Raw genomic sequence first — 24,860 nt, forward strand, 5'->3', positions numbered from 1 at the left:
CTAGTCGAGGAAGGTCGCGGCCAGCGCCTCGGCGAGCCCCGGCACCAGCGTCGCGCCGGTCAGCACCTCGTTCGCCGAGTCCTTGTCCCGCAGTCGTACGGCCGACTCCCGCGATCCGTCGCGCAGGACGCCCACGGTCAGCCGCACCTCCTGGCGCTCCGGGTGGCCGGCGACCCACTTGGCGAGCTGCTTGTCGGTGAGCCCCTCCGGTACGGAGGACTCGGCGGACGGCGGCAGCATAAGCCGCTCCACGGTCAGCGCGCAGCCGAGGATCGAGTCGGGCCAGGCGATGGTGCCCAGGAACTTGTCCAGCGGGGTGCCGGCCGGCACCTCGTCCTGCTCGATCGGGGTGAGCTGGTTCTTGCCCGTGTCGTCCTGGTCGAGGCCGAGCTGGCGCGCGACGCCCGGCGCCTCCTTGCGCAGCCTGGCCGTGTCGACCAGGGCGAAGAGCCGGGCGGGCTTGTCCCAGCCGAGGGTGGAGGCGTACTCGTCGATTTCGAGGACGGCACGGGTCAGCGGGCTTGCCGCCATAGGGGTGCCGGGGGACGGCGAAAGGTTGGACATGGGCAACATCCTGCCTCCTTTCCCCCGGATACCGGGAACTGACTAAAGCCTCAGTAAGTTGCATGAGTGGGCTCTACGATCGGGGGCCCATGCTTTGAAAAATCTCAGCATCACTTACACACAGCGACTTTCGAGGTGCGCACCTTGGCTTTCCAGATGCCGGACCGCGGCGGAGGCCCCTCCGGGCCACGGATGAGAGTCGGCCGCCCGTCCCGGCGCGCCCGGACTCTTCTGATGACCTTGGGCGTGCTGGCCGTCCTGGCCATGGCGTTCATCATGTTCGCCGGCTTCTGGACCGACTGGCTCTGGTTCCGCTCCGTCGACTACTCCTCCGTCTTCACCACCACCCTGTGGACCAAGGTCGGCCTCTTCGCCGTCTTCGGTCTCCTGATGGCCGGTGCCGTCGGGCTGAACATCTGGCTGGCCCACCGGCTGCGCCCGCCGCTCAGCGCGATGTCGATGGAGCAGCAGAGCCTCGACCGCTACCGGATGACCGTCGCGCCGTACCGGAAGTGGCTGCTGCTCGGCATCTCCGCCCTGGTCGGCCTGATCGCGGGCGCCTCGGCGGCCGGCCAGTGGAAGACCTGGCTGATGTACGTGAACGGGGTGCCCTTCGGCCAGAAGGACCCCCAGTTCAACCTGGACGTGTCGTTCTACACCTTCGACCTGCCCTGGTACCGCTTCCTGCTCGGCTTCGGCTTCGCCGCCGTCGTGCTCTCGGTGATCGCCGCCGCCGTCGTGCACTACCTCTACGGGGGACTGCGCGTCACCAGCCCCGGTGCGCGGGCCACCGCCGCGGCGACCGGCCACCTGTCGGTGCTGCTCGGCCTCTTCGTCACGCTCAAGGCGGTCGCGTACTGGCTCGACCGGTACGGCCTCGCCGTGAAGTCCAGCGACTTCAAGGCCGCGGACAACTGGACCGGCCTGCGCTACGTCGACGCGAACGCGTACCTGCCGGCCAAGACCATCCTCGTCGCCATCGCGGCGATCTGCGCGGTGCTGTTCTTCGCGACGCTGTGGCGCCGCACCTGGCAGCTCCCGGTCATCGGCTTCGGCCTGATGGTGCTCTCGGCGATCCTGATCGGCGGGCTGTACCCGGCGATCGTGCAGAAGTTCCAGGTCCAGCCGAACGAGCAGGCCAAGGAATCCCCGTACGTCCAGAAGAACATCAAGGCGACGCGCGACGCCTACGGGGTCGCCGACGCCTCGGTCACGGACTACCCGGGCCTGCCGGACCCCAAGGCGGACAAGAAGAAGCTCCGCCAGGACGCCAACTCCACGGCGAGCATCCGCCTGCTCGACCCGAACATCGTGTCCCCGGCCTTCCAGCAGCTCCAGCAGAACAAGGGCTACTACGGTTTCCCGGCCACGCTGGCGGTCGACCGGTACAAGGGCCAGGACACGGTCATCGGGCTCCGTGAGATCAACCTCGCGGGCATCCCGAAGAACAACTGGATCAACGACCACTTCCGTTACACCCACGGATACGGCGTGGTCGCGGCCAAGGGCACCGAGGTGACCGCGAACGGGGAGCCGGTGTTCACCGAGTCCGGCCTGCCGGCCACGGGCGACCTCGGAAAGTACGAGCAGCGGATCTACTACGGCGAGCAGACGAAGCAGTACTCGATCGTCGGCGGACCGCAGAAGGAGCTCGACTACGCCAACGACTCGGGCGAGAAGGAGACCACCTACCAGGGCGACAGCGGGGTGAGCCTGGGCAACCCGGTCAACCGCGCCGCGTACGCCCTGGCCTTCAGCGAGCCGCAGATCCTCTACTCCGGGGCCATCGACGACAAGTCGAAGATCCTCTACAACCGCACGCCCAAGGCCCGGGTCGAGGCGGTCGCCCCGTGGCTGACGATCGACGGAGCCGTGTACCCGGCGGTGATCGACGGCCGGGTCCAGTGGATCGTGGACGCCTACACCACCACCAACGGCTACCCCTACGCGTCGCGCACCCAGCTCGGGGACACGACGGCGGACTCGCTGACCAACTCCCAGCGCGCCGTGGTCGCGCAGGAGAACCAGGTCAACTACATCCGCAACTCCGTGAAGGCCACCGTCGACGCCTACGACGGCACGGTGAAGCTGTACCAGTGGGACACCAAGGACCCGGTCCTCAAGACGTGGATGAAGGCCTTCCCCGGCACGGTGAAGGACAAGAAGGAGATCTCGCCGACCCTGATGGAGCACCTGCGCTACCCGCAGGACCTCTTCAAGGTCCAGCGTGAGCTGCTGACCCGCTACCACGTCACGGACCCGCAGACCTTCCTCAGCGGCAGCGAGGTCTGGGCGGTGCCGGACGACCCGACCACCAAGGCGGGGACGGCGGTCCCGCCGTACTACCTCTCCATGAAGATGCCGGGCCAGAAGGACCCCAACCAGGCCTTCTCCCTCACCACGACGCTCACGCCGAACGGCAGGGACAACCTGAGCGCCTTCATGGCGGTCAACGCCGATCCCACCACCGCGGACTACGGCAAGATCCAGTTGCTGAAGCTGCCCACCCAGAACCCGGTGGACGGCCCGAAGCTCGTCCAGGCGAGATTCAACTCCAAGCCGGAGATCGCCCAGGAGATCAACATCCTGAGCCGTGGCGATTCCCAGGTGGAGTACGGCAACCTGCTCACGGTCCCGCTCGACAAGGGAATGCTCTACGTCGAGCCGGTGTACGTGCGCGGCGGCGGCCTCAAGTACCCGCTGCTGAAGAAGGTCCTGGTGACCTACGGGGACCAGACGGCCTTCGAGGACACGCTCGAGAAGGCGCTGAACGTGGTGTTCGGGGCCGAATCGGCGACCACGCCCCCGGGCGACGGGACCACCCCGCCGGGCGACGGGACGACCCCGCCGCCGACCAGCCAGGACCCGACGGTCAAGGCGGCCCTGGCCGATGCGCAGAAGGCGGTCGAGGACGCCGACAAGGCGCTCAAGGCCGGCGACTGGGCGGCGTACGGAAAGGCGCAGAGCGATCTGCAGGCCGCGCTGAAGCGGGCGATCGACGCCGAGGCGAAGGCGCCGGCGCCCGCGTCCACACCGGCGTCCACGCCCGCACCCACGTCCACGCCCACCGGATAGCGGTAATGGTTCCACCCCGCGTCGTGCTACTGTTGGTTTACCGACGCGGGGTGGAGCAGCTCGGTAGCTCGCTGGGCTCATAACCCAGAGGTCGCAGGTTCAAATCCTGTCCCCGCTACTGAAGACGAAGGCCCGGATCCGATGGATCCGGGCCTTCGTCATGCCCGATCGAACTTTTCGCCGACGCGGGGTCACTGGGGTGGGTGAGTTGGGGTGTGAGCGTGTTTGACTTGTCTCTCTGTGGGCATGTCGACAAAACGCTGTAGTGACCTCACTGGCTGCGACATACCAGGTGTACGCGGGTAGCAGGTGATGCGACGATGGGATTTATGGGGGACAGGTCAACTCTGCTGGAGACAGGGCGGTTTGTGAGGGCGGACTCCGAAGCGGATGCGGAGGCCGATGGGGCGGCTCAGGCCGTTGACGTGCGGACCGCGATGACCACGCGGGGCGTACGGACCACGGCCGCGGCGCCGACCACGCCGGACGTGTCGGGCGTGTCAGACGTGTCGGTTGACGAGCTGTTCGACGACGCGGTCTTCGCGCTGACCGGCGCGGCCGACGACGTCGCCCTGGAGGCCCGCCACCGGGTCGCCGCCGACAAGGGGGACCCGGGCGCGATGAGCGTGCTCGGAGCCCTCCTGCTGCGCCGCGGCGACCTCGCGGGAGCCGAGCCGTACCTGCGCGGGGCGACCGGGGCGGGCGACCGCGCGGCCGCGAACAACCTGGGCGTCCTGCTGCACCAGCGCGGCTACCCCGAGGAGGCCGCGGGCTGGTGGCGCGTGGCCGCCGTGGCCGGATCCGCCCCCGCCGCGCACGCCCTGGGCCGCCACTACCGCGAGCGGGGCGACGAGCCCGCCGCCGAGTACTGGATGCGCCAGGCGGCGGAATCCGGCCACGCCCTGGGCGCCTACGGCCTCGCCGACCTGCTGGAGCACCGCGGGGACAAGGGTGTCGAGCGCTGGTTCCGCGCCGCCGCGGAGCAGGGGCACCGCGAGGCCGCGTACCGGCTGGCCCGGCACCTGAGGAAGGGCGACCCGGCCGAGGCCGAGCAGTGGTACCGGCAGGCCGCCGCGCGCGGCCACCGGCGCGCCGGGCTGCACCTGGGCGCGCTGCTGGAGGCCCGCGGGGAGCTGAAGGAGGCCGGCCGCTGGTACCTGACCTCCGCCAAGCAGGGCGAGGCGCGGGCGGCCTGCGCCCTCGGCTTCCTGCTGCGCGACGCCGGTGACGAGGAGAACGCGGCCACCTGGTGGCTGCGGGCCGCGCAGGACGGCGACGGCAACGCGGCGAACGCGCTCGGCGCCCTGCACGCCGCGCGCGGCGAGACCCAGACGGCGGAGAAGTGGTACCGGGCCGCCATGGACGCGGGCGACCAGAACGGGGCCTACAACCTCGCGCTGCTCTGCGCCGCCCAGGAGCGGACCGGCCCGGCCGAGCAGTGGTACCGGCGCGCCGCGTACGCGGGACACCGCGAGGCGGCCAACGCGCTGGCCATCCTGCTGCTGCAGGGCGGTGACGCGGAGGGCGCCGAGCCGTGGTTCTCGAAGGCTGCGGAGGCGGGGAGCGTGGACGCCGCCTTCAACCTCGGGATCCTGTTCGCCAGCCGGGACGAGGACCGCACGGCCCTGAAGTGGTACGAGCGGGCCGCCTCGGCGGGGCACACCGACGCGGCGCTCCAGGTCGGCATCGCGCTGGTCCGCGACGGCGAGGAGCGGGCGGCGGAACGGCACCTGCGCTGCGCGGCCGGCGGCGGCAGCGCCGAGGCCGCCTTCCGGCTGGCCGCGCTGCTGGAGTCGCTGGCCCCGCCGCCGGAGCCGGTGGCCCTGGGCGAGCCGGTGGGCGGAGCCGCGCGCACCGAGAGCGAGGAGTGGTACGAGCGGGCCGCGGAGCTGGGACACCGGCGTGCGCAGGTCCGGGTCGGCATGCTGGCCGCCGCTCGGGGCGAGCTGGGGGCCGCGGCGCGGTGGTACCGGGAGGCGGCGGAGGCCGGCTCCCGCAACGGCGCCTTCAACCTGGGGCTGCTGCTGGCGCGCGAGGGCAACGAGCCCGAGGCGGCGCTGTGGTGGACCCGCGCGGCGGTGGCCGGGCACGGGCGGGCGGCGCTGCGGCTGGGGCTGCTCGCCGCCCGGCAGGGAGACCTGACGGAGGGGCAGAAGTGGTGCGTGCGCGCCATGGAACTGGGCCCGGCCGAGGTCTCCGAGCGGGCGGCCCGGCTGCGCGACGCCCTGGCGGAGGAGCTCTCCGCGTAGCGTCCGTTAACCGATTTGCATCTGCTCGCCGTGCTCGCGTAGAGTCAGGTTTACCGACGCGGGGTGGAGCAGCTCGGTAGCTCGCTGGGCTCATAACCCAGAGGTCGCAGGTTCAAATCCTGTCCCCGCTACTGAAGGCTCGAAGGCCCGGATCCCCTGGATCCGGGCCTTCGGTCATTTCTGAGATATCACAGTCGTATGCGACACGCAGAAGAGGCCTGGGACTCGATGAGTGCCAGGCCTCTTCTGCGTTTGTCAGGCCCCGGCGCAGTTCGGGCAGACACCGCGGTACGTGACCTCGACCGCCGACACCGTGAAGCCGAAGCGCTCCGTGTCCGGCAGGTCGGCCAGCGGGTTGCCCGAGGGGTGCACGTCCCGGATCGCCCCGCACTGGGCGCACACCAGGTGCTGGTGGGGGCGGTGGGCGTTCGGGTCGTACCGCTTGGCGCGCCGGTCCGTGGACACTTCCAGGACCTCGCCCAGGGTGACGAGCTCGCCCAGGGTGTTGTAGACGGTCGCGCGGGAGATCTCCGGCAGCCTGTCCACAGCGCGCGCGTGCACCTCGTCGGCCGTCAGGTGAACGTGGTCACCGTCGAGCACCTCGGCCACGACGCGCCGCTGTGCGGTCATGCGCCATCCGCGTCCGCGAAGTCGTTCCAGCAGGTCACTCATACACGCCAGCCTAACAGCGAGGGGATTCGGTGTAACTCCCGAACGTGTGTTGAGTTGGATGCTTACTTGACTTAGACAAAGTCCATCGTAGGATCGGTTACGTTAGGGCGTAGGACAGGTTTGCAGCAAATTTACGCAGGAGGCGCAAAGTGACGCAGGGACCGCTCACCACGGAGGCCGGAGCTCCGGTCGCTGACAACCAGAACAGCGAGACGGCCGGCATCGGCGGACCCGTTCTGGTCCAGGACCAGCTGCTGCTGGAGAAGCTTGCGCACTTCAACCGCGAGCGCATCCCGGAGCGCGTGGTGCACGCCCGTGGCGCCGGTGCGTACGGCACCTTCACGCTGACCCGTGACGTCTCGCAGTGGACCCGTGCGAAGTTCCTGTCCGAGGTCGGCAAGGAGACCGAGACCTTCCTGCGGTTCTCCACCGTCGCGGGCAACCTCGGCAGCGCCGACGCCGTGCGCGACCCCCGCGGCTGGGCCCTGAAGTTCTACACCGAAGAGGGCAACTACGACCTCGTCGGCAACAACACCCCGGTGTTCTTCATCAAGGACGCCATCAAGTTCCCCGACTTCATCCACACCCAGAAGCGCGACCCGTACACGGGCTCGCAGGAGGCGGACAACGTCTGGGACTTCTGGGGTCTGTCGCCCGAGTCCACCCACCAGGTGACCTGGCTGTTCGGTGACCGCGGCATCCCGGCGACCTACCGCCACATGAACGGCTACGGCTCGCACACGTTCCAGTGGAACAACGAGGCCGGCGAGGTCTTCTGGGTCAAGTACCACTTCAAGACCGACCAGGGCATCAAGAACCTCACCCAGGCCGAGGCCAACCAGCTCGCAGGTGAGGACCCCGACTCGCACCAGCGCGACCTGCGCGAGTCCATCGAGCGCGGCGAGTTCCCGTCCTGGACCGTGCAGGTCCAGATCATGCCGGCGGCCGAGGCGGCCGAGTACCGCTTCAACCCGTTCGACCTCACCAAGGTGTGGCCGCACGAGGACTACCCGCCGATCGAGATCGGCAAGCTGGAGCTCAACCGCAACCCGGAGAACGTCTTCGCCGAGGTCGAGCAGTCGATCTTCAGCCCGGCGCACTTCGTCCCCGGCATCGGTCCGTCCCCGGACAAGATGCTCCAGGGCCGTCTCTTCGGCTACGGCGACGCCCACCGCTACCGCGTCGGCATCAACGCCGACCACCTGCCGGTGAACCGTCCGCACGCCACCGAGGCGCGCACCAACTCCCGTGACGGCTACCTGTACGACGGCCGCCACAAGGGTGCGAAGAACTACGAGCCGAACAGCTTCGGCGGCCCGCACCAGATCGACCGCCCGCTGTGGGTCTCCTCCGCGGTCACCGGCGGCACGGGCAACCACGCCGCGCCCTCGCACTCCGAGGACAACGACTTCGTCCAGGCGGGCAACCTCTACCGCCTGTACTCGGAGGACGAGAAGACCCGTCTGATCGAGAACCTGTCCGGCTTCATCGCCAAGGTCTCCCGCGACGACATCGTCGAGCGTGCGATCAACAACTTCCGCCAGGCGGACGGTGACTTCGGCAAGCGTCTGGAGGCCGCGGTCCAGGCCCTCCGCGCCTGATCGACGCCTTGCCGTAGCAGGCCGACGGGCCGGTTCCCCCGCGAGGGGGTGCCGGCCCGTCGGCCGTTCCTACGCGGACACGGAGGCGGGCACGGTGGTGCGCCGCGCCGGCACCCAGCAGCGGATGACGTCGCGCACCGACACGATGCCCACCGGTCCGCCGTGCTCCAGGACGATCAGATGGCGGAAGCCGCCGTGGGCCATCGCCTCGGCGGCTTCCTGCACGGTGGCGTCGGGGGTGCAGAAGACCACGTTGTTGGTGGTGTGCGCGCCCACGGACTCCCGGTCCGGATCGTGGCCCGCGCCGATCGAGTTGAGGATGTCGCGCTCGGTCAGGATGCCGATCCCGCTGTGCTCGGGATCGAGGACGACGGCCGCGCCGACGCGCCGGCCGGACATCAGGCAGGCCGCCTGCCGCAGGGTGTGAGTGGGTCCGAGGGTGAGGATCACGGTGCTCATGGCGTCGCGGACGAGCATGAAGAGAGCCACCTCCTGGTGAGTCCCCCCGCTTGGGTGGGTGCGCCCGAAGGGCCGCACTTAGAGAAGCCCTTCACAAGCGCACAAGCGGGGGGAGTCTCAGATTCCCACGCACACGGGATGCCAGCAAGGAGGCGCGTGAGGGGCGCTTTCGGCGCCCGCGGGCGCAGGCCGCGCCGCCACGGCGGCGCGCGCCCGTCCCGTACGCGTCAGCCGCGCGGGCGCAGCAGGTCCAGCATCTGCGCGTGCAGCAGCCCGTTCGAGGCCGCGGCGTTGCCGCCGTGCACGCCGTCGACCCCGTCGAGGCCGGTGAAGCGGCCGCCGGCCTCCTCCACCACGACCGCCAGGGCCGCCATGTCCCACAGGTTCAGCTCCGGCTCGGCGCACAGGTCGAGCGAGCCCTCGGCGACCATCATGTACGGCCAGAAGTCGCCGTAGCCCCGCGTACGCCAGCACGCGCGGGTCAGGTCCAGGAAGCCGGGCAGCCGTCCCTGCTCCTCCCAGCCGCTCAGCGAGGAGTAGGCGAAGGAGGCGTCGCCCAGGGTGGCGACCTTGGAGACGCCGAGCGGGGTGGTCTCGCCGAGCGCGCCGCCCGCGTACGCCCCCCGGCCGCGCGCCGCCCACCAGCGGCGGCCCAGCGCCGGTGCGGACACCACGCCGACGACGGGACGGAACTCGCCGTCGGCCTGCTCCTCCATGAGCGAGATCAGCGTCGCCCACACCGGAACGCCGCGCACGTAGTTCTTCGTACCGTCGATCGGGTCCACGACCCAGCGGCGCGGGCCGTCGCCCTTGAGGCCGTACTCCTCGCCCAGGATCGCGTCGCCGGGCCGCGCGGCGGCGATCCCGGCGCGGATGACCTCCTCGGTGGCGGTGTCGGCCTCGCTCACCGGGGTCATGTCGGGCTTGGTCTCGACCTTCAGGTCGAGGGCGCGGAACCGCTCCATCGTGGCGGCGTCCGCCGCGTCGGCGAGTTCGAGGGCAAGGCGCAGGTCATCGTCATACTCGGGCATGCCAGAACCCTACCGAGGCCCCCGGGGCGCCGGGACAAGTGTCCACGGTGCGGCACGGGCACCCTTGACAGGACCTGGCGGTCCGTCAACTCTGGCCAAGACGCCGACCGGAGGCGTCACAGGGGAGGCGACGGTGCCGACGGCCCGGGAGTCCTTGCTCGAAGCGGCGGGAGCCGCGCTCGCGGCGCGCCCGTGGCCGGCCGTGCGGATGGTCGAGGTCGCGGCCGCCGCCGGGGTCTCGCGGCAGACCCTCTACAACGAGTTCGCGGGCAAGACGGGGCTGGGCCACGCCCTGGTCCGGCGCGACGCGGCCTGGTACCTCGACGGGGTGGACCGGGCCCTGGCCTCCCCGGGCGCCCCGGCCGAGCGGCTGGCGGCGCTCGCCGAGTGGACCGTGCGCGCGGGAGGGGAGCGGCCCCTCGTACGGGCCCTGCTGACGGGGTGCTGGAACGGCAACTTACCCGTCCCGGCCGGCCGCGGGGTTCGGCCGGGGCTGCCCGCGCTGGGGCCCGAGGAGCTGATCCGCGGGGTCCGCGAGCGGGCCCGTACCGCGTTCGAGGCGCAGGGAGCCCTGCGGGGAGGGGTGCGGGAGGGGGCGCAGGAAGGGGCCCAGCGGTGCGAGCTCGCCGTACGGCTCGCGCTGTCCTACCTGATCGCCCCGGCCGAGCCCCCGGGGCCGGGCCGGGCGGGGCTGCTCCGGCTGCTCAGTGGGATCAGCGGGATCAGTGGGACGAGCCCGAGAGCTGGAGCCCGATGACGCCGAGGATCACCAGCGTGATCGAGACGAGTTTGAGGGTGGAGACCAGATCGCCGAGGAAGACCATCCCGTAGATCGCGGTACCGGCCGCCCCGATGCCGGTCCACACCGCGTAGGCCGGGCCCACGTCCAGCTTCTTCAGGGCCAGCGTCAGCAGGCCGAAGCTGCCGAGCGCGAAGCACGCGAAGGCGATGGTCGGCCACAGCCGGGTGAAGCCGTGCGACAGCTTGAGGCAGACCGCGAACCCCGTTTCCAGGATCCCGGCGACCACGACCAGCAGCCACGCCATGGCGTATGCCTCCCCGCGTCACGTGACGCGTCCACGGGGCGGGCCCGAGCGTCACTTGGTGCGATTATGCATTTACCAGACATCGGGGACGGCAAACCCCGCCGGTCGTTCACCCTTCGATCAGTCGCCCGACCGGTCAGCAGCCCCGACCGGTCAGTCGCCCTCGCGGCGCTCCCGGGTCTGCAGCAGCCGGCGCAGCGAGTAGAGCCGCGCCGGATCGGCGTGGCCGTCCTCCACCCACTTGTCGAGCGCGCAGTCCGGCTCGTCGTGGCTGCACGCGCGCGGGCACTCCTCCGTCCCCGGCACCAGCTCCGGGAAGGCCAGGATGACCCGGGACGGGTCCACGTGGTGCAGGCCGAAGGAGCGTACGCCCGGGGTGTCGATGACCCAGCCGTCCCCGTCCGGCAGCGGCAGCGCGAGCGCCGAGGTGGTGGTGTGCCGGCCGCGGCCGGTCACCGCGTTGACCACGCCGGTCGCGCGCTGGCGGCCCTCGGCGACCAGCGAGTTCACCAGCGTGGTCTTGCCGACGCCCGAGTGGCCGACGAAGGCGGTGATCCGGCCGTTCAGGTGCTCGCGCACCCGGTCGGCCGCGTCACCCGTCGCCAGCTCCTCGCGGTTGGTGACCACGTAGTTCAGGCCGAAGGTCGAGTAGATCTCCAGGATCTTGTCCGCGGAGGTCAGGTCGGACTTCGTGAGCACCAGCAGCGGTTCCAGCCCGGCGTCGTACGCGGCCACCAGGCAGCGGTCGATCATCCGGGGGCGCGGCTCAGGATCGGCCAGCGCCGTCACGATGGCCAGCTGGTCGGCATTGGCGACGACGACGCGCTCGTACGGATCGTCGTCGTCGGCGGTGCGCCGCAGGACGGACTTGCGCTCCTCGATCCGCACGATGCGGGCGAGGGTGTCCTTCTTGCCGGACAGGTCACCGACGATCCAGACCCGGTCCCCGACCACCGCCGCCTTGCGGCCCAGCTCGCGGGCCTTCATCGCGTGCACCGGACGGTCCTCGACCAGGCAGGTGAGCCGGCCGCGGTCCACGGTCAGGACGAATCCCTCGGCCGCGTCCTCGTGCTTGGGGCGGATGCTCGTACGCGGCCGGTTGCCCTTGGGGTTGGGCCGCTGGCGGATGTCGTCCTCGTCGGTGTGCTTCCCGTACCTGCGCATGACGGGCCCTACGCTCCCACACCTGCCGGGGCCGCTTCGGCCCGCGCGAGCATGTCCGCCCACATCTTCGGGAAGTCCGGCAGGGTCTTCGCGGTCGTCGCCACGTTCTCGATGAGCACGCCCTCCACCGCCAGGCCGATCACCGCGCCGGCCGTGGCCATCCGGTGGTCGTCGTACGTGTGGAAGGTGCCGCCGTGCAGCGCGCGCGGCCGGATCCGCAGACCGTCCGCGGTCTCCGTGACATCCCCGCCGAGCCCGTTGATCTCCTTGGTGAGCGCCGCCAGCCGGTCCGTCTCGTGCAGCCGCAGGTGCGCGACCCCGCGCAGCACGGACTCCGAGTCCGCCAGCGCCGCGACCGCCGCGATGCCCGGGGTGAGCTCCCCGACCTCGCCCAGGTCCACGTCGATGCCGTGGATCTTGCCGGTGCCGGTGAAGACCAGGCCCGCGTCCGTCAGCTCGCAGGAGCCGCCCATCTCCGTGAAGATCCGGCGCAGCGCGTCACCGGGCTGCGTGGTGCGGCGCGGCCAGTCCGGGATGGTGACCGTGCCGCCGGTGATCAGGGCCGCCGCCAGGAAGGGCTGCGCGTTGGAGAGGTCCGGCTCCACGACCAGGTCGCGGCCGAGCAGGGCGCCGGGGGCGACCCGCCAGACGTTCTTCTCGCCGCCGGACTCGGGGGTGTCGACCTGGGCGCCCGCCGCGCGCAGCATCTCCACCGTCATCCGGATGTGCGGCATGGACGGCAGGTTGGTGCCCACGTGCCGGACCTCGACGCCCTGGTTGAAGCGCGGGGCGGAGAGCAGCAGTGCGGAGACGAACTGCGAGGAGTTGGTGGCGTCGATCTCCACGGTCCCGCCCTCCAGGGCCCCGCCGCCCTGGACGGTCAGCGGCAGCGCCCCGCGGCCGTCGTCGTCGATGCGGGCGCCGAGCGTGCGCAGCGCCGTGATGACCTGGCCGAGGGGGCGCTCGTAGGAGCGCGGGTCCCCGTCGAAGCGGATGTCGCCGGAGGCGAGGGTGGCGACGGGCGGCAGAAAGCGCATGACCGTGCCCGCGTTGCCGACGTCGACCGTGGCCGGGCCGTGCAGCGCGGCCGGGATGATCCGCCAGGCCTCGCCGACGGAGCCGGCCGAGCTGGAGGAGCTGGAGGAGACCGTCTCCTCGATGCCGACGCCCAGCGCGCGCAGCGCGTCGGACATCAGCTGGGAGTCGCGCGAACGCAGCGGGCGGCGCACCCAGCCCGGCTCGGAGGCGAGCGCGGCGAGGACGAGGGCGCGGTTGGTGACCGACTTGGACCCGGGCACGGTGACCGTGGCCTGGACGGCTGCGTCGGCGAGCGGGGCGGGCCAGAGGGCGGGGAGCGCGGGGGTCTCGGTCATGGCCCCCACTTTAATGGCTTCCCATGGCCCCAGATCTTGATCGCCGGGGGAGTCTCGGCGGGCGGACACCTGCCGGGACGGGGCGCGGCTCGGCGGGCGGCCGGCCGGCGGCCGCCGCCGGTCAGAGGGCCAGCAGCCAGCGGCCGCCGCCGATCAGCGAGCACAGTGCCACGACGTGGAAGAGCAGCAGCCACACCACCGGGTGCACATGGGTGAGCCGTCCGAGCTGGTCCGCGTCGGAGTCGGGCGCTCCGCCGTGCCGGCGCTTCGCCCCCAGCTCGAAGACCGGCCGGACGCCGCCGAGGAGCAGGAACCACACCACGGCGTACGCGAAGACCGCCTGCACCTCCTCCGGGGCCAGCCAGGAGACCAGCACGAAGGTGGCGCCGGTGAGCAGCACCGTCAGCAGCCCGTACGCGTTGCGGATCATCACCAGGACCGCCAGCAGCAGGGCGGTCGCCGCCCACAGCAGCAGGGTGATCCGGTGCGCCGAAAGCAGGGCCGCCCCGCCGAGACCGAGCAGGGAGGGCGCCGTGTAGCCGGCGGCGGCGGTGAGGACCATGCCGAGGCCGGTCGGCTTGCCGCGGCTGACGGTGACCCCGCTGGTGTCCGAGTGCAGCCGGATCCCGTCCAGGCTGCGGCCCGTCAGCAGCGCCAGCAGCCCGTGGCCGCCCTCGTGCGCGATGGTGATGGCGTTGCGCGACAGCCGCCACACCGGCCGCGGGCCCACCGCGACGAGCGCCGCCAGCCCGGTCGCGATCACCAGCCACTGGTCGGGCGCCGCCTGTATGCCGGTGAGCCGGTCCCACAGGCCGGCCGTGGTGCTGGTGTTCATGAGGTGGCGGACTCCTTGTCGTGGCGATCAGGGGGCACCTCCCAGCGTTAGCTGGGGGCGACATGGCAGTGTGGCAGCCATGTGCGGAAGGTATGCGGCCAGTCGTGGGCCGGAGGAGCTGGCCGAGGTCTTCGGGGTGGAGCGGTGGGAGCCGGAGGAGGTGCTGGCACCCGACTGGAACGTGGCTCCGACGAAGGAGGTCCACGTCGTCCTCGACCGTCCTCTGAAAGACGCGCCGAGCAGGCGTCCGGTTCGCCAGCTGAGGGTCCTGAAATGGGGACTGGTCCCGTCCTGGGCGCAGAACCCCGACGGCGCCGCCCGGATGATCAACGCCCGGTCCGAGACGATCGCCGAGAAGCCCTCCTTCCGCCGCCCCTTCGCGCAGCGCCGCTGCATCATCCCGGCGGACGGCTACTACGAGTGGGTCACCGCCCACGACGAGCGGCAGCTGGAGGTCGAGGGGAAGAAGAAGCGGGCGCGCAAGCAGCCCTACTTCGTCCTCCCCTCCGACGGCTCCGTCTTCGCCATGGCCGGGATATACGAGTTCTGGCGCGACCGGACCCTGCCCGACGAGCACCCGCTCGCCTGGTGGGCGACCTGCTCCGTGATCACCGCCGAGGCCGAGACCGGTCCGCTCGGCGTCGCCCCCGCCGAGGGCCCGCGCTCGCTCGCCGACATCCACCCCCGGATGCCGCTGATGCTCACCCCCGACCGGTGGGACGCCTGGCTGGACCCGGCGCGGACCGACCCCGACGAGCTGCAGGCCCTGCTGGCCCCGCCGCCCGGCGGGCTGATGCGCGCCTATCCGGTGTCCACGGCCGCCAGCAACGTCCGCAACAACGGCCCCGAACTGCTGGCGGAGCTGGAGGGTCCGGAGGAGGGCACGCTCTTCTGACGGCATGATCGGTCCATGAGCAGCACGCGCACCGAGCCCACCGAGACCATCGACACCCCGGCGGGCGAGGCCCGCATCACCTGGTACCCGGCCCCGGCGGGCAGGGCCCGCCTGGTGCTCGCCCTGGGGCACGGAGCCGGGGGCGGGATCGAGGCCCGGGACCTGCAGGCCCTGGCCGCCACCCTGCCCGCCCTGGGGATCACCGTGGCGCTGGCCGAGCAGCCCTGGCGGGTCGCCGGGAAGAAGGTCGCCGCCGCGCCCAAGGTGCTGGACGTCGGCTGGACCGGCCTGTGGCCCGCCTTCGCCGCGCCCGGTCTGCCCGTCGTCGCGGGCGGTCGCAGCGCCGGGGCCCGGGTGGCCTGCCGCACCGCCGCGGAGCTGGGCGCGGCCGGGGTGCTCGCGCTGGCCTTCCCGCTGCACCCGCCGGGCCGGCCGGAGCGGTCCCGGGCCGAGGAGCTGCTGGGCGCCGGGCTGCCGGTGCTGGTGGTCCAGGGCGGCCGCGACGCCTTCGGGCGGCCGGAGGAGTTCCCGGAGCGGGGAGCGCGCGGAGCCTCGTACGAGCTGGTGGAGGTGGAGGGCGGGGACCACGGCTTCGCGGTGCCGAAGCGGACCGGTCCCACCCAGGAGGAGGCCCTGGAGGTGATCACCGGGGCGGTGGCGGGATGGCTCGGGCGGCTTCCGGTGTGACCTTTGTCCCGGCTCCCGCGTGACTTCGGTCCGCAAACCGCGCCCGGCGGGGGAATGTGCCGCGGCGGCCTTCTGTTGTCCCGGATGTCGGTACGTAAGGGAAGACGTCGGAGGAGAGGCAACGCATGACCCAGGTCATCAGCCAGAACCGTCCGCAGGCCGCTGACCTGGACTGGACAGTGCTGCCCGCGCCCAAGCGCGGCACGGTTCGGGCGGCGGGCGACCGGGATGGTCGACTATTCTCCGATTCGAGCGGGTCCGCATTCGGAGTCGCCACGCAGTCGGAGGAGGTGGGTCCTGTCGCCGGGACCGACGAAGGCCACGCGGAGGAGACGACCCCGGAGCGCAACGCGCGCTTCGAGAGGGACGCCCTCGGCTACCTCGACCAGATGTACTCGGCCGCCCTGCGCATGACGCGCAATCCGGCCGACGCCGAGGACCTGGTCCAGGAGACGTACGCGAAGGCGTACGCGTCCTTCCACCAGTTCCGCGAGGGCACCAACCTGAAGGCGTGGCTGTACCGCATTCTGACCAACACCTTCATCAACTCCTACCGCAAGAAGCAGCGCGAACCCCAGCGCAGCGCGGCGGAGGAGATCGAGGACTGGCAGCTGGCGCGAGCCGAGTCGCACATGTCGACGGGACTGCGTTCCGCCGAGTCGCAGGCTCTCGATCACCTGCCCGATTCGGATGTGAAGGAAGCGCTCCAGGCCATTCCGGAGGAGTTCCGCATCGCGGTCTATCTTGCCGACGTAGAGGGCTTTGCGTACAAGGAGATCGCGGACATCATGGGTACACCCATCGGTACGGTCATGTCGCGACTGCACCGTGGCCGCCGTCAACTCCGTGGAATGCTTGAGGACTACGCCCGTGAGCGCGGGCTCGTCCCGGCCGGCGCGGGAGAGTCGAACGACCTGAAAGGCTCGGGCTCATGAGCTGCGGAGATGCGCACGAGACGGAGTGCTCCGAGGTCCTGGACCACCTTTATGAGTTCCTGGACCAGGAGATGCCCGACAGCGACTGCACGAAGTTCGAGGCGCACTTCGGCGAGTGCAATCCCTGTCTGGAGAAGTACGGCCTGGAACAGGCCGTGAAGAAGCTGGTCAAGCGCTGCTGCGGATCGGACGACGTACCGACCGACCTGCGGTCGAAGGTGATGGGACGGATCGAGCTGATCCGTTCGGGGCAGGCCGTGCCCGATCATGACATTACGGCCGCGCCTCCCGAGCCGGTTGTCGCCGTCGAGCCGATCCCGGGATCAGCGACGAGCTGAAAGCTGAAAATCGGCCAAGTTCGCCGATGAAGTAGTCCCCGATTGAACAATCTCGAACAGCCGCCCCCGGAAGGGCACTTCCTTCACTCGAAGGTGGTAATCCGGGGGCGTCCGCATGGCCCAATGCAAAAATGTGGCCCACCTCGCTCCCGGCCCCACTTATTCTCCCCATTCGGTACTGGTTTGATTCGTACCTGACTTGCACGGCTCAGGGGGAGGAGAGCGCCATGCGGGTACTTCCGCCGTTGGCGCGCGCCTACGTCCTGTGCGCCGCCCTCGCCGCCCTCGCGTGCGTCGCCCCGGCCTTCGTCCCGGGCCTCACCGGTTCCGCCGTCCCGTGGCCCTCCGTCGGCCTGCTCGCCGTGCTCTACCTCGGGTGCGAACTCGTCAAGGTCTGCCCGCTCATGGGCCACCGGGTCCCCGACGGGCTCGGCTCCTTCTTCCCGGTGGTGCTGGCCGCCGTGTTCCTCCTGCCGCCGGCCGCCGCCGCCCTCGTCGCCCTGCCCGGCGCGCTCGCCGGGACCGTGACGGCCCGGCCCGCCTGGGTGCGGCGCCTCTGGCACGGGGCGCAGCAGTCCATAGCCGCCTGGACCGCCGGGCAGGTCTACGGACTGCTGGGCGGGCCCCGGGCCCTGGGCACCGGCTCCTTCGGCGGGACCGGGCCGACGGGCCCGGACGGGGCCGCGGAGGCGGTGGGCGGGGCCGTGGGGCCCGCCGCCTGGGTCGCCGACTTCCCGTACGTGATGCTCCCCGCCGCCGCCGCGGCCGTCGCCTTCTGCCTGGTGCTGACCGCCCTCGACGGCCTCATCCTGGCCGCCGCCGAAGGCAGGCCCGCCGTCACCGCCTGGCGGGGGCTCGCCACCCGGTCCCTCGCCCCGCACTGCGTGCACGGCCTCGCCGGGCTGATGATGGCCGTCATGTGGCGCAGCCCCTACGGACTCCCGGCCGCGCTGCTCGTCATGCTGCCGATGTACATCTCCTGCTGGGTCTTCGCCCAGTACCACCGCGAGCGCGCCGCCCACCAGGCCACCATCCGGGCGCTGGTCCAGGCCGTCGACATCAAGGACCGCTACACGCGCGGCCACAGCGAGCGGGTCGGGCAGGCCTCGGCGATGATCGCCCGCGAGCTCGGCATGGGCGAGGAACGCCTCGAAGTCGTCCGCATCGCCGGGATCCTGCACGACGTGGGCAAGCTCGGCGTCCCGACCCGGCTGCTGCGCAAGGACGGACCGCTGACCCCCGAAGAGCGCAGGATCATCGAACTCCACCCCGAGTACGGACACGAGATGGTGCGCGGCATCGGCTTCCTGGGAGAGGCCCGCGCGGCGATCCTGCACCACCACGAGCGGGTGGACGGCTCCGGCTACCCCTACGGGCTGACCGGGGAACAGATCCCTGTGCTCGCCCGGGTCGTGGCGGTCGCCGACGCCTTCGACGCGATGACCTCGACCCGGTCCTACAGCCGGGCCCGGCCGGTGCCCGTGGCCCTGGCCGAGCTGGAGCGGTGCGCCGGGGCGCAGTTCGACCCGGACATGGTGCGGGCCCTGGTCGACGCGATCGGGCGGCAGGGCTGGCATCCGAAGGTGACCTCGGACGACGACCTCCAGGTGATCCCGTCCGGCGCGGCCGGTGCGCCCGCCGCCGATGGGTCCGCGGCCGGTCTGCCTGCCGCCGGTGTGCCCGTCGCCGGTCCGTCTGCCGCCGGTGTGCCCGCAGCCGGGGCTCAGGAGGCTGTACGGGAGCCCGTGCCCGCCGGTGCCGCGCTGACCGGGCTGCCCGCGCAGGCCGCGCCGCCGGGAGCCGCGCCCCAGGCCCGCGGGGCCGGGAGCCGGCTGCCCGCCGCCGCGGACCCGGCGGGGGACCCCTGCCACTGCGTACCCGGGCCCGCCCCCGCCGAGTCCGCGGCGGCGGGCGGGGAGGCGCCGGGAGTCCCGGGGCCCCCGTCCGCGCCCTCGGCGGGAGCCACGGCGTGAGGGGCTGGGCCGTCGGCGTCGTGCGCGGGGCCGCCTTCGCGCTGACCGCGGCCGCCCTCGGGCACACCGTGTGGAACGGCCTCATGGAGCCCGGCATCGCCCTCGCCTTCGGCACCCTGATCACCATCGGCGAGCTCGCCCGCCGGGACAGCGGCGACGCCGCCCGTCAGCAGCCCGCGCCGCTCGGATCCGCGGGGGCGCTCGCGTACGCCCTGCTCGGGCAGAACGCCGGAGCCCCCACCCACCACGGGGTCCTGCAGATCGTCGCCGTGGTGGTCACCGCCGCGCTCCTCGGGATCGTCCCGCACATCGCCCGGGGCCGCGGCCCCGCCCTCGACCACCTGGCCCGCCGGGTCCTCACCGTCACCTTCGCCGCCGTCTGCTTCCAGCCGCTCTACAACTCCGGGCAGCTGGAGCACTGGGTCGGCCAGGGCCCGTACCTCGTGGTCTTCCTGGTCCTCCTCCTCGGGCTCACGGCCCTGTGCGACGCCGTCCTCGGCGCCGCCCTCGCCGGGGCCCGGACCGGCTGGCCGTTCGCCCCGCTGCTCCGCGACGAGCTCCGCGCCCAGCTGGGCATCGGCTCCGCGATCTGCGCCACGGGCGTGGTGATGGCCCTCGGGGTCGCCGTCGCCGGACTGTGGGCGGTGCCCGTCTTCAGCGTGCCGCTGCTCCTGACCCAGATGTCCTTCCACCGGATCACCGCCATCCGCACCACCTACCGCCAGACCATCACCTCCCTCGCCCGCGCCACCGAGATCGCCGGCTACACCCGGCCCGGCCACTCCCGCCGGGTCGCCGCGCTCAGCGTCGCCGTGGGCCGGGAGCTGGGCCTCTCGGAGCGGGAGCTCACGGTGCTGGAGTACGCCGCCCTCATGCACGACATCGGGCAGCTCTCCCTCGTCGACCCGGTCCCGGCCGGGGCCACCGCCGAGCTGCCCGAGGCCGAGGCCCGCCGGATCGCCGGGCTCGGCGGGGAGGTGGCCCGCCAGACGGGGGTCCCGGCCGAGGTCGCGGTGGTGGTGGAGCTGCAGGCGGACCCGTACCGCGACCAGCCCGTCGCCGCCCGGATCGTGCGCGCGGTCAACGCGTACGACGATCTCGCCGGCGGTGCCCGTCACCCGGGCGGCTCATTGGAGGCCCTGGAACGGCTGCGGCTGGGGACCGGGCGCGACTACCAGCCGGAAGTCGTGGAGTGTCTCGCCAGGGTGCTCGCCCGGGGCGGACGTGCCAGAGTCGTACCCGTCCCGCCTGGGTAACCCATGGGTAATGAGCGGCCGTCCGAGTGGGCATGGTTGGATGCCAGTGAGAGTGTTCGCAGCAGGATTGTTCGCAGCAGGCGTGTCCCGAGCAAGAGTGTCCGGCAGGCGGGAATCGTGAGGATCTTCGGGAAGGTACGGCATCGGCCCTCCGCCTCGTGGCGGCAGGCCACCGACCGCGCGTTCACGCTGATCGGCGACGGTCGGTACGAGGACGCGGGCGCGCTCCTGACCAGAGCCGCGGACCTCGAACCCTGGCTGTCCGAGTCCTGGTTCAACCTGGCGCTGCTCCACAAGTTCCGCCACGACTGGGAGCAGGCGCGGGCCGCCGGGCTGCGCGCCGTGGCCCTGCTCGACCGGGAGACCGGCGCCCCGGACTGGTGGAACGTCGGCATCGCCGCGACCGCGCTCCAGGACTGGCCGCTGGCCCGCCGGGCCTGGCAGGCGTACGGGCTCAAGGTGCCCGGAGACCCGCACGCCGCGAGCGGGAGCGGCCAGGCTCACGGCGAGCCCGTCGGCATGGAGCTCGGGAGCGCGGCCGTGCGGCTGTCGCCCGAGGGCGAGGCCGAGGTGGTCTGGGGACGCCGGCTGGACCCGGCCCGCATGGAGGTCCTGTCGATCCCGCTGCCCTCCTCGGGGCGCCGCTGGGGCGAGGTGGTCCTGCACGACGGGGTCCCGCACGGCGAGCGCGTCACCGCGGCCGGGCCCTCGTACCCCGTCTTCGACGAGATCGAGCTGTGGGCGCCCTCCCCGGTGCCGACCTGGGTGGTGCTCCTGGAGGCGGCCACCGAGGCGGACCGCAACGCCCTGGAGCAGCTGGCCTCCGACGCGGGCTTCGCCGCCGAGGACTGGTCCTCCTCGGTGCGGCTGCTGTGCCGGACCTGTTCGGAGAGCGCGATGCCGAGCGGCGAGGGGGATGGGGAGCACCTGGACCCGCACGACCACAGCGAACCGGGCCATCCCGGCCCGCTGGGCCACCGTACGGCCGGGTCCGGATCCCTGTGGGTGCCGGAGCGGGAGTGCGGGATCGCGGCGCCGGCGGGGCTGGTGCGCGGGCTGCTCGACGGGTGGGTCGCGGACAGTCCGGACACCCGGGAGTGGCGGGATCTCGAAGAGGTCTGCTGAGCCGGGGCCGTAGGCTGTACCGGCACATCGGTGACTGGTGGACTTACGGAAGGCGTACGGCGGACATGGCGCAGCAGGAGAACGACGTTGTCGAGGTCGAGGTTGTGAACGACGGGTACGTCGTCGACACCGAGGACTGTGAGGCGCGCGAGCTCGCCCACCGCGAGCGCGGTACGGCCCGCCCCATCACGGTGGTCGGCAACCCGGTCCTGCACCGGGAGTGCAAGGACGTCACCGAGTTCGGCGACGAGCTGGCGCAGCTGATCGACGACATGTTCGCCAGCCAGAAGGCCGCCGAGGGCGTGGGTCTCGCCGCGAACCAGATCGGCGTCGACGCCAAGGTCTTCGTCTACGACTGCCCGGACGACGACGGGAACCGCCACACGGGCGTGGTGATCAACCCGAAGCTCGTCGAGCTGCCGGCCGCCTCCCGGATCCTGGACGACTCGAACGAGGGCTGCCTGTCGGTCCCGACCGCCTACGCCTCGCTGGCCCGCCCGGACTACGCCGAGGTGACCGGCCAGGACGCGCAGGGCAACCCGATCAAGGTCCGCGGCACCGGTTACTTCGCGCGCTGCCTGCAGCACGAGACCGACCACCTGTACGGCTCGCTGTACATCGACCGGCTCTCGAAGCGGGACCGCAAGGACGCCCTGCGGCAGATGGAAGAGGGCACCCCGCGCTACGCGACGGTCCCGAACGCGTAGCCGTCCGTTCCCGTACGCGAAATACGAGAAGTACGCGGAAGGCGCCCCGCTCCGGGTCAGGAGCGGGGCGCCTTCCGTATGGAGCGGCGGGGCACTAGTCCCAGCCGAGGTCGCTCCGGTTCGTCATGGGATCCCCCTGTCGTGTGTGCGAACGGGCAAATCCTATCGAGAATGATCAAGGTCGGGGAGCCCGGGCCCACATGCCGGTCAACTCGCCGTCCGCCTGAGGGCCGGTCGTCAGGCGGCGGAGGGGCCCCGGAAGGTGCGCCGGAAGGCGTTCGGGGTGGTGTTCAGGGTCCGCAGGAAGTGGTGGCGCAGGGCGGCCGCGGTACCGAAGCCGCAGCGGCCCGCGATCGCGTCCACCGTCTCGTCGGTGGCCTCCAGCAGCTCCTGCGCCAGCAGGACCCGCTGGCGCAGCACCCACTGGTACGGGGTGGTCCCGGTCTCCTGGAGGAAGCGGCGGGCGAAGGTCCGCGCCGACATGTGGGCCCGCTCCGCGAGCTGCTCGACCGTGATCTCCTCCTCCAGGTGGCGGGCCATCCAGCCGATCACCCCGCCCACCGTGTCGCAGGAGGTGCGGGGCAGCGGGCGCTGGATGTACTGCGCCTGCCCGCCGTCGCGGTGCGGCGGTACGACCATCCGCCGGGCGATGGTGTTGGCCACTTCGGCGCCCTGCGCCTGCCGGACCACGTGCAGGCACGCGTCGATCCCGGAGGCGGTGCCGGCCGAGGTGATCACCTGGCCCTCGTCCACGTAGAGCACGTCCGGGTCGACCCGGGCCCGCGGGAAGCGCCGGGCCAGCGTCGGGGCGTGCATCCAGTGCGTGGTGCAGCGCCGGTCGTCCAGCAGCCCGGCCGCGCCCAGCATGAAGGCACCGCTGCACACGCTCAGCACCCGCGCGCCCCGCTCCACGCCCCGGCGCAGGGCCTCCAGCATCGGCTCCGGGTAGTCGCGGACGGGGGCCTGGCGGTCGGCGGGCAGGCAGATCAGGTCCGCCTCCTCCAGCCGCTCGGGGCCGTGGGGGAGGGTGAGGCTGTAGTGGCCGTCCCCGACGGTGATCGGGTTCTCCTCCATCGCGCAGACGGCGAAATCGTAGGTCGGCAGGCCCATGGCACTGCGGTCGACCCCGAACACCTCGCAGAAGATGCCCATCTCGAAGGGGGTGACCCCGTTCACGACGGCCACGGCCACGTTGGTGAGGGAGGAAGGCGTCAGCATGCCCCCAGTGTGGCAGTAATTCGTTCTTTCATGTCAGTCCTGCCACTGTCCGGTTTCGGCCGACCTGGCGAGAGTGGACCCATGAGCACATTCCTCGATTACCTCGTCGTCCTGGCCGTAGCCGCCCTCCTCCTGGGCCCCGCGCTCTACGGGGCCGCGCGCGAGCGCCGCCTCGACCGGCAGATCCGCGCGGCCCGGCAGCGCGGTCAGCCGAGGGCCGGATCCCGGTCCGAGGTCACGGTCCACCCGGTCGCCCTGGCCCTGGCACGGTGGCGGCCCGTGAACAGCAGCCCCACCGCCGCCACGAGGGAGCACGCCGACAGCGAGCACAGCACCCAGGACAGCGGATGGGTGGACGGGGTCAGCAGGGGCGGCAGCAGCAGGGCGAACGCCGCGAACAGGGCGGCGAGCCACGGCACGTGGGAGCCGGCCGCCACGGGGGTGCGCGGCGGTACGGGCCGTACCCGGCGGGTGGGATCCGGCTGCACCGCACGGTCCGCGAGCGCGGCCTCGAAGGTGTCGCGGTCGAGCGAGAGCCAGAGCGCCTCGCCGTCGTCGGCGACGAACACGACGGGCTGAGCGGCGCCGAGCAGCCGCCAGCGCGCGGCGCCGCACAGCCAGCCGGGCCGCCCGGCGAACTCGGCGGCGAGTGCGGGCAAGGAGTCGTCCACATCGGCGTGGCCGGTGCGGGCCTCGATCCGGGTGCCGTCCGCGAGCGTGAGGCCCAGCCAGGACTTCGACCTCGTGCCCAGGGTCCCCGCGCGCCGGCCGAGGACGGTGGTGTCCGTGCGCAGGGCGGCGGTGACCTCGGCGCGGACGGCGGGCAGGGCGCCGCCGGCGCGCGCGTCCTCGCGCAGCACCCGCAGGGGGCCGGTCAGGGCGAACACCCGCACCAGGCCGAGGCCCAGGAGGGGCAGCAGGGCGAGGACCGGGAGCATGAGGAGGAAAGCGCCGCTCTCCGGGGTGCGGGGACCCCACAGGGAGGATCCGTCGGTGCCGAGCCGTGCGGTGTCCGACTCCTCGTCGATGTACCCGCCCAGCCCCGGCCTGCCGGGGACGTGGAGGACCCGGACGTGGTCGCCCTTCTCCGAGGCGAAGGGGCCGAGCCGGGCTCCGTCGACGCGCAGCGGCTCGGTGCCGTGGATCCCCGGCACCTCGACCGTGATGTCACCGGTGTGCCGCGGGTAGGTGGAGCCACTGCGGCGGCCCGTCCACTCGCCCGTCTTCCGCAGGGCGTGCACGTCCGTGATGCGTACCTCGTCGACGACGGCCCCCGCGTCCTGCAGGGCCGCGATCCGGCGGGCGTCGGCCGCATCGGGCTGCAGGGCCAGATCGGCGAGGACCACCGGGGCGGAGAAGAGGAACCAGACGAGGACGAACGGCCGGAGCAGCCCGATCCGCCGCCACCGCAGCCGCCCGGGCGGCGCCGGAACCGGTCCCGCGGCGGCCGCCTGCGCGGTCGGCGCGGACCGGGCCGGCCGGAGCCGGCCCGCCAGCCAGGCGGTGGCGCACAGGAACGCCGCCGCCCCCGGTATGACGACGTCCCAGCGGGGCACGAGCATCCCCGGTCTGACGACGAAGGCGTAGATCGCCACCTGCGCCAGAAGCAGTGCGGCCCCGCCCGAGAACCTGGTGAACCAGGTGGATCTTCCCATGG

At 72.1% G+C, this 24,860-nt stretch carries 22 protein-coding genes and 2 tRNA genes; 14 read left to right on the forward strand and 10 right to left on the reverse strand.

Annotated elements, in window-relative coordinates:
* On the reverse strand, window positions 1–573 hold the full coding sequence (locus NLX94_RS18485) for a PPA1309 family protein (RefSeq protein ID WP_254384058.1): 573 nt from the start codon (window positions 571–573) through the stop codon (window positions 1–3).
* Between the two features lie 147 nt (window positions 574–720).
* On the opposite strand from NLX94_RS18485, the gene NLX94_RS18490 reads away from it, so the two are divergent.
* From NLX94_RS18490 to NLX94_RS18505, 4 genes are all read left to right on the forward strand, one after another.
* On the forward strand, window positions 721–3,639 hold the full coding sequence (locus NLX94_RS18490; RefSeq protein ID WP_254384367.1) for a UPF0182 family protein: 2,919 nt from the start codon (window positions 721–723) through the stop codon (window positions 3,637–3,639).
* Between the two features lie 44 nt (window positions 3,640–3,683).
* A tRNA-Met gene (locus NLX94_RS18495) sits at window positions 3,684–3,757 on the forward strand.
* A gap of 202 nt (window positions 3,758–3,959) precedes the next feature.
* On the forward strand, window positions 3,960–5,888 hold the full coding sequence (locus NLX94_RS18500; protein WP_254384059.1) for a tetratricopeptide repeat protein: 1,929 nt from the start codon (window positions 3,960–3,962) through the stop codon (window positions 5,886–5,888).
* A 57-nt stretch (window positions 5,889–5,945) separates the two neighbouring features.
* Window positions 5,946–6,019: transfer RNA gene (locus tag NLX94_RS18505), tRNA-Met, on the forward strand.
* Window positions 6,020–6,143: 124 nt separating this feature from the next.
* Here the strand turns inward: NLX94_RS18505 and NLX94_RS18510 are convergent.
* Window positions 6,144–6,560 carry a Fur family transcriptional regulator gene (locus tag NLX94_RS18510; RefSeq protein ID WP_254384060.1) on the reverse strand — a complete coding sequence of 139 codons (417 nt, stop codon included), beginning with the start codon at window positions 6,558–6,560 and terminating at the stop codon, window positions 6,144–6,146.
* Window positions 6,561–6,709: 149 nt separating this feature from the next.
* Between NLX94_RS18510 and NLX94_RS18515 the strand changes: the two genes are divergently transcribed.
* Entirely contained in the window at window positions 6,710–8,161 is a 1,452-nt protein-coding gene (locus tag NLX94_RS18515; protein WP_254384061.1) for a catalase, read from the forward strand.
* Window positions 8,162–8,230: 69 nt separating this feature from the next.
* Here the strand turns inward: NLX94_RS18515 and NLX94_RS18520 are convergent, their stop codons facing one another.
* The gene (locus NLX94_RS18520; protein ID WP_254384062.1) at window positions 8,231–8,638 is read right to left on the reverse strand and encodes a cyclic nucleotide-binding/CBS domain-containing protein; all 408 of its coding nucleotides are present in this window, start codon (window positions 8,636–8,638) and stop codon (window positions 8,231–8,233) included.
* A gap of 209 nt (window positions 8,639–8,847) precedes the next feature.
* Entirely contained in the window at window positions 8,848–9,651 is an 804-nt protein-coding gene (hisN, locus tag NLX94_RS18525) for a histidinol-phosphatase (protein ID WP_254384063.1), read from the reverse strand.
* 133 nt (window positions 9,652–9,784) lie between these two features.
* On the opposite strand from hisN, the gene NLX94_RS18530 reads away from it, so the two are divergent.
* Complete coding sequence (locus tag NLX94_RS18530) at window positions 9,785–10,408, forward strand: TetR/AcrR family transcriptional regulator (protein WP_254384064.1); 624 nt, start codon at window positions 9,785–9,787, stop codon at window positions 10,406–10,408.
* Here the strand turns inward: NLX94_RS18530 and NLX94_RS18535 are convergent.
* The 4 genes from NLX94_RS18535 to NLX94_RS18550 all read right to left on the reverse strand — a co-directional run bounded on the left by NLX94_RS18535 (window position 10,374) and on the right by NLX94_RS18550 (window position 14,069).
* Window positions 10,374–10,697 (reverse strand): multidrug efflux SMR transporter, encoded by a 324-nt coding sequence (locus tag NLX94_RS18535; protein WP_254384065.1) that lies wholly within the window; start codon window positions 10,695–10,697, stop codon window positions 10,374–10,376. The two genes, NLX94_RS18530 and NLX94_RS18535, sit on opposite strands and share 35 nt — an antisense overlap.
* A gap of 153 nt (window positions 10,698–10,850) precedes the next feature.
* Entirely contained in the window at window positions 10,851–11,861 is a 1,011-nt protein-coding gene (gene rsgA, locus NLX94_RS18540) for a ribosome small subunit-dependent GTPase A (protein ID WP_254384066.1), read from the reverse strand.
* 8 nt (window positions 11,862–11,869) lie between these two features.
* Window positions 11,870–13,234 (reverse strand): 3-phosphoshikimate 1-carboxyvinyltransferase, encoded by a 1,365-nt coding sequence (gene aroA, locus NLX94_RS18545; protein WP_254384067.1) that lies wholly within the window; start codon window positions 13,232–13,234, stop codon window positions 11,870–11,872.
* Window positions 13,235–13,355: 121 nt separating this feature from the next.
* Window positions 13,356–14,069 (reverse strand): M50 family metallopeptidase, encoded by a 714-nt coding sequence (locus NLX94_RS18550; RefSeq protein WP_254384068.1) that lies wholly within the window; start codon window positions 14,067–14,069, stop codon window positions 13,356–13,358.
* 79 nt (window positions 14,070–14,148) lie between these two features.
* Here NLX94_RS18550 and NLX94_RS18555 point away from each other — a divergent pair, with 79 nt between their 5' ends.
* The 8 genes from NLX94_RS18555 to def all read left to right on the forward strand — a co-directional run bounded on the left by NLX94_RS18555 (window position 14,149) and on the right by def (window position 21,985).
* A complete protein-coding gene (locus tag NLX94_RS18555) occupies window positions 14,149–14,964 on the forward strand; it encodes an SOS response-associated peptidase (protein WP_254384069.1) in 816 nt (271 codons plus the stop codon).
* Between the two features lie 15 nt (window positions 14,965–14,979).
* On the forward strand, window positions 14,980–15,651 hold the full coding sequence (locus NLX94_RS18560; protein ID WP_254384070.1) for an alpha/beta family hydrolase: 672 nt from the start codon (window positions 14,980–14,982) through the stop codon (window positions 15,649–15,651).
* A 290-nt stretch (window positions 15,652–15,941) separates the two neighbouring features.
* Window positions 15,942–16,586 (forward strand): sigma-70 family RNA polymerase sigma factor, encoded by a 645-nt coding sequence (locus NLX94_RS18565; RefSeq protein WP_008741505.1) that lies wholly within the window; start codon window positions 15,942–15,944, stop codon window positions 16,584–16,586.
* Window positions 16,583–16,924 carry a mycothiol system anti-sigma-R factor gene (gene rsrA / locus NLX94_RS18570; RefSeq protein WP_254384071.1) on the forward strand — a complete coding sequence of 114 codons (342 nt, stop codon included), beginning with the start codon at window positions 16,583–16,585 and terminating at the stop codon, window positions 16,922–16,924. The genes NLX94_RS18565 and rsrA overlap by 4 nt, the downstream gene beginning before the upstream one ends.
* A gap of 227 nt (window positions 16,925–17,151) precedes the next feature.
* Complete coding sequence (locus tag NLX94_RS18575) at window positions 17,152–18,897, forward strand: HD-GYP domain-containing protein (protein ID WP_254384072.1); 1,746 nt, start codon at window positions 17,152–17,154, stop codon at window positions 18,895–18,897.
* Window positions 18,894–20,153: an HD-GYP domain-containing protein gene (locus tag NLX94_RS18580; RefSeq protein ID WP_374683983.1), complete on the forward strand. Its 1,260-nt coding sequence runs from the start codon at window positions 18,894–18,896 to the stop codon at window positions 20,151–20,153. The genes NLX94_RS18575 and NLX94_RS18580 overlap by 4 nt, the downstream gene beginning before the upstream one ends.
* A 117-nt stretch (window positions 20,154–20,270) precedes the next feature.
* A complete protein-coding gene (locus tag NLX94_RS18585) occupies window positions 20,271–21,278 on the forward strand; it encodes a hypothetical protein (protein WP_254384073.1) in 1,008 nt (335 codons plus the stop codon).
* A 65-nt stretch (window positions 21,279–21,343) separates the two neighbouring features.
* Window positions 21,344–21,985, forward strand: coding sequence for a peptide deformylase (gene def / locus NLX94_RS18590; RefSeq protein WP_254384074.1), 642 nt, complete (start codon window positions 21,344–21,346; stop codon window positions 21,983–21,985).
* Between the two features lie 237 nt (window positions 21,986–22,222).
* Here def and NLX94_RS18595 read toward each other — a convergent pair whose 3' ends face one another.
* Window positions 22,223–23,203 (reverse strand): helix-turn-helix domain-containing protein, encoded by a 981-nt coding sequence (locus tag NLX94_RS18595; RefSeq protein WP_254384075.1) that lies wholly within the window; start codon window positions 23,201–23,203, stop codon window positions 22,223–22,225.
* Between the two features lie 206 nt (window positions 23,204–23,409).
* Window positions 23,410–24,858 carry a hypothetical protein gene (locus tag NLX94_RS18600; RefSeq protein WP_254384076.1) on the reverse strand — a complete coding sequence of 483 codons (1,449 nt, stop codon included), beginning with the start codon at window positions 24,856–24,858 and terminating at the stop codon, window positions 23,410–23,412.
* Window positions 24,859–24,860: the final 2 nt, after the last annotated feature.

The sequence above is a fragment of the Streptomyces sp. TBY4 genome, assembly GCF_024213195.1.
Taxonomy (GTDB): domain Bacteria; phylum Actinomycetota; class Actinomycetes; order Streptomycetales; family Streptomycetaceae; genus Streptomyces.

What these genes read in the sequence shown, in the direction of transcription:
- NLX94_RS18600 (WP_254384076.1), bottom strand. Translation starts at nt 24,858, where the DNA reads ATGGGAAGATCCACCTGGTTCACCAGGTTCTCGGGCGGGGCCGCACTG.
- NLX94_RS18550 (WP_254384068.1), bottom strand. Translation starts at nt 14,069, where the DNA reads ATGAACACCAGCACCACGGCCGGCCTGTGGGACCGGCTCACCGGCATA.
- NLX94_RS18520 (WP_254384062.1), bottom strand. Translation starts at nt 8,638, where the DNA reads ATGCTCGTCCGCGACGCCATGAGCACCGTGATCCTCACCCTCGGACCC.
- NLX94_RS18595 (WP_254384075.1), bottom strand. Translation starts at nt 23,203, where the DNA reads ATGCTGACGCCTTCCTCCCTCACCAACGTGGCCGTGGCCGTCGTGAAC.
- NLX94_RS18485 (WP_254384058.1), bottom strand. Translation starts at nt 573, where the DNA reads ATGTTGCCCATGTCCAACCTTTCGCCGTCCCCCGGCACCCCTATGGCG.
- NLX94_RS18500 (WP_254384059.1), top strand. Translation starts at nt 3,960, where the DNA reads ATGGGATTTATGGGGGACAGGTCAACTCTGCTGGAGACAGGGCGGTTT.
- NLX94_RS18535 (WP_254384065.1), bottom strand. Translation starts at nt 10,697, where the DNA reads ATGGCGTGGCTGCTGGTCGTGGTCGCCGGGATCCTGGAAACGGGGTTC.
- hisN (WP_254384063.1), bottom strand. Translation starts at nt 9,651, where the DNA reads ATGCCCGAGTATGACGATGACCTGCGCCTTGCCCTCGAACTCGCCGAC.
- NLX94_RS18490 (WP_254384367.1), top strand. Translation starts at nt 721, where the DNA reads ATGCCGGACCGCGGCGGAGGCCCCTCCGGGCCACGGATGAGAGTCGGC.
- NLX94_RS18555 (WP_254384069.1), top strand. Translation starts at nt 14,149, where the DNA reads ATGTGCGGAAGGTATGCGGCCAGTCGTGGGCCGGAGGAGCTGGCCGAG.
- def (WP_254384074.1), top strand. Translation starts at nt 21,344, where the DNA reads ATGGCGCAGCAGGAGAACGACGTTGTCGAGGTCGAGGTTGTGAACGAC.
- rsgA (WP_254384066.1), bottom strand. Translation starts at nt 11,861, where the DNA reads ATGCGCAGGTACGGGAAGCACACCGACGAGGACGACATCCGCCAGCGG.
- rsrA (WP_254384071.1), top strand. Translation starts at nt 16,583, where the DNA reads ATGAGCTGCGGAGATGCGCACGAGACGGAGTGCTCCGAGGTCCTGGAC.
- NLX94_RS18575 (WP_254384072.1), top strand. Translation starts at nt 17,152, where the DNA reads ATGCGGGTACTTCCGCCGTTGGCGCGCGCCTACGTCCTGTGCGCCGCC.
- NLX94_RS18510 (WP_254384060.1), bottom strand. Translation starts at nt 6,560, where the DNA reads ATGAGTGACCTGCTGGAACGACTTCGCGGACGCGGATGGCGCATGACC.
- NLX94_RS18560 (WP_254384070.1), top strand. Translation starts at nt 14,980, where the DNA reads ATGAGCAGCACGCGCACCGAGCCCACCGAGACCATCGACACCCCGGCG.
- aroA (WP_254384067.1), bottom strand. Translation starts at nt 13,234, where the DNA reads ATGACCGAGACCCCCGCGCTCCCCGCCCTCTGGCCCGCCCCGCTCGCC.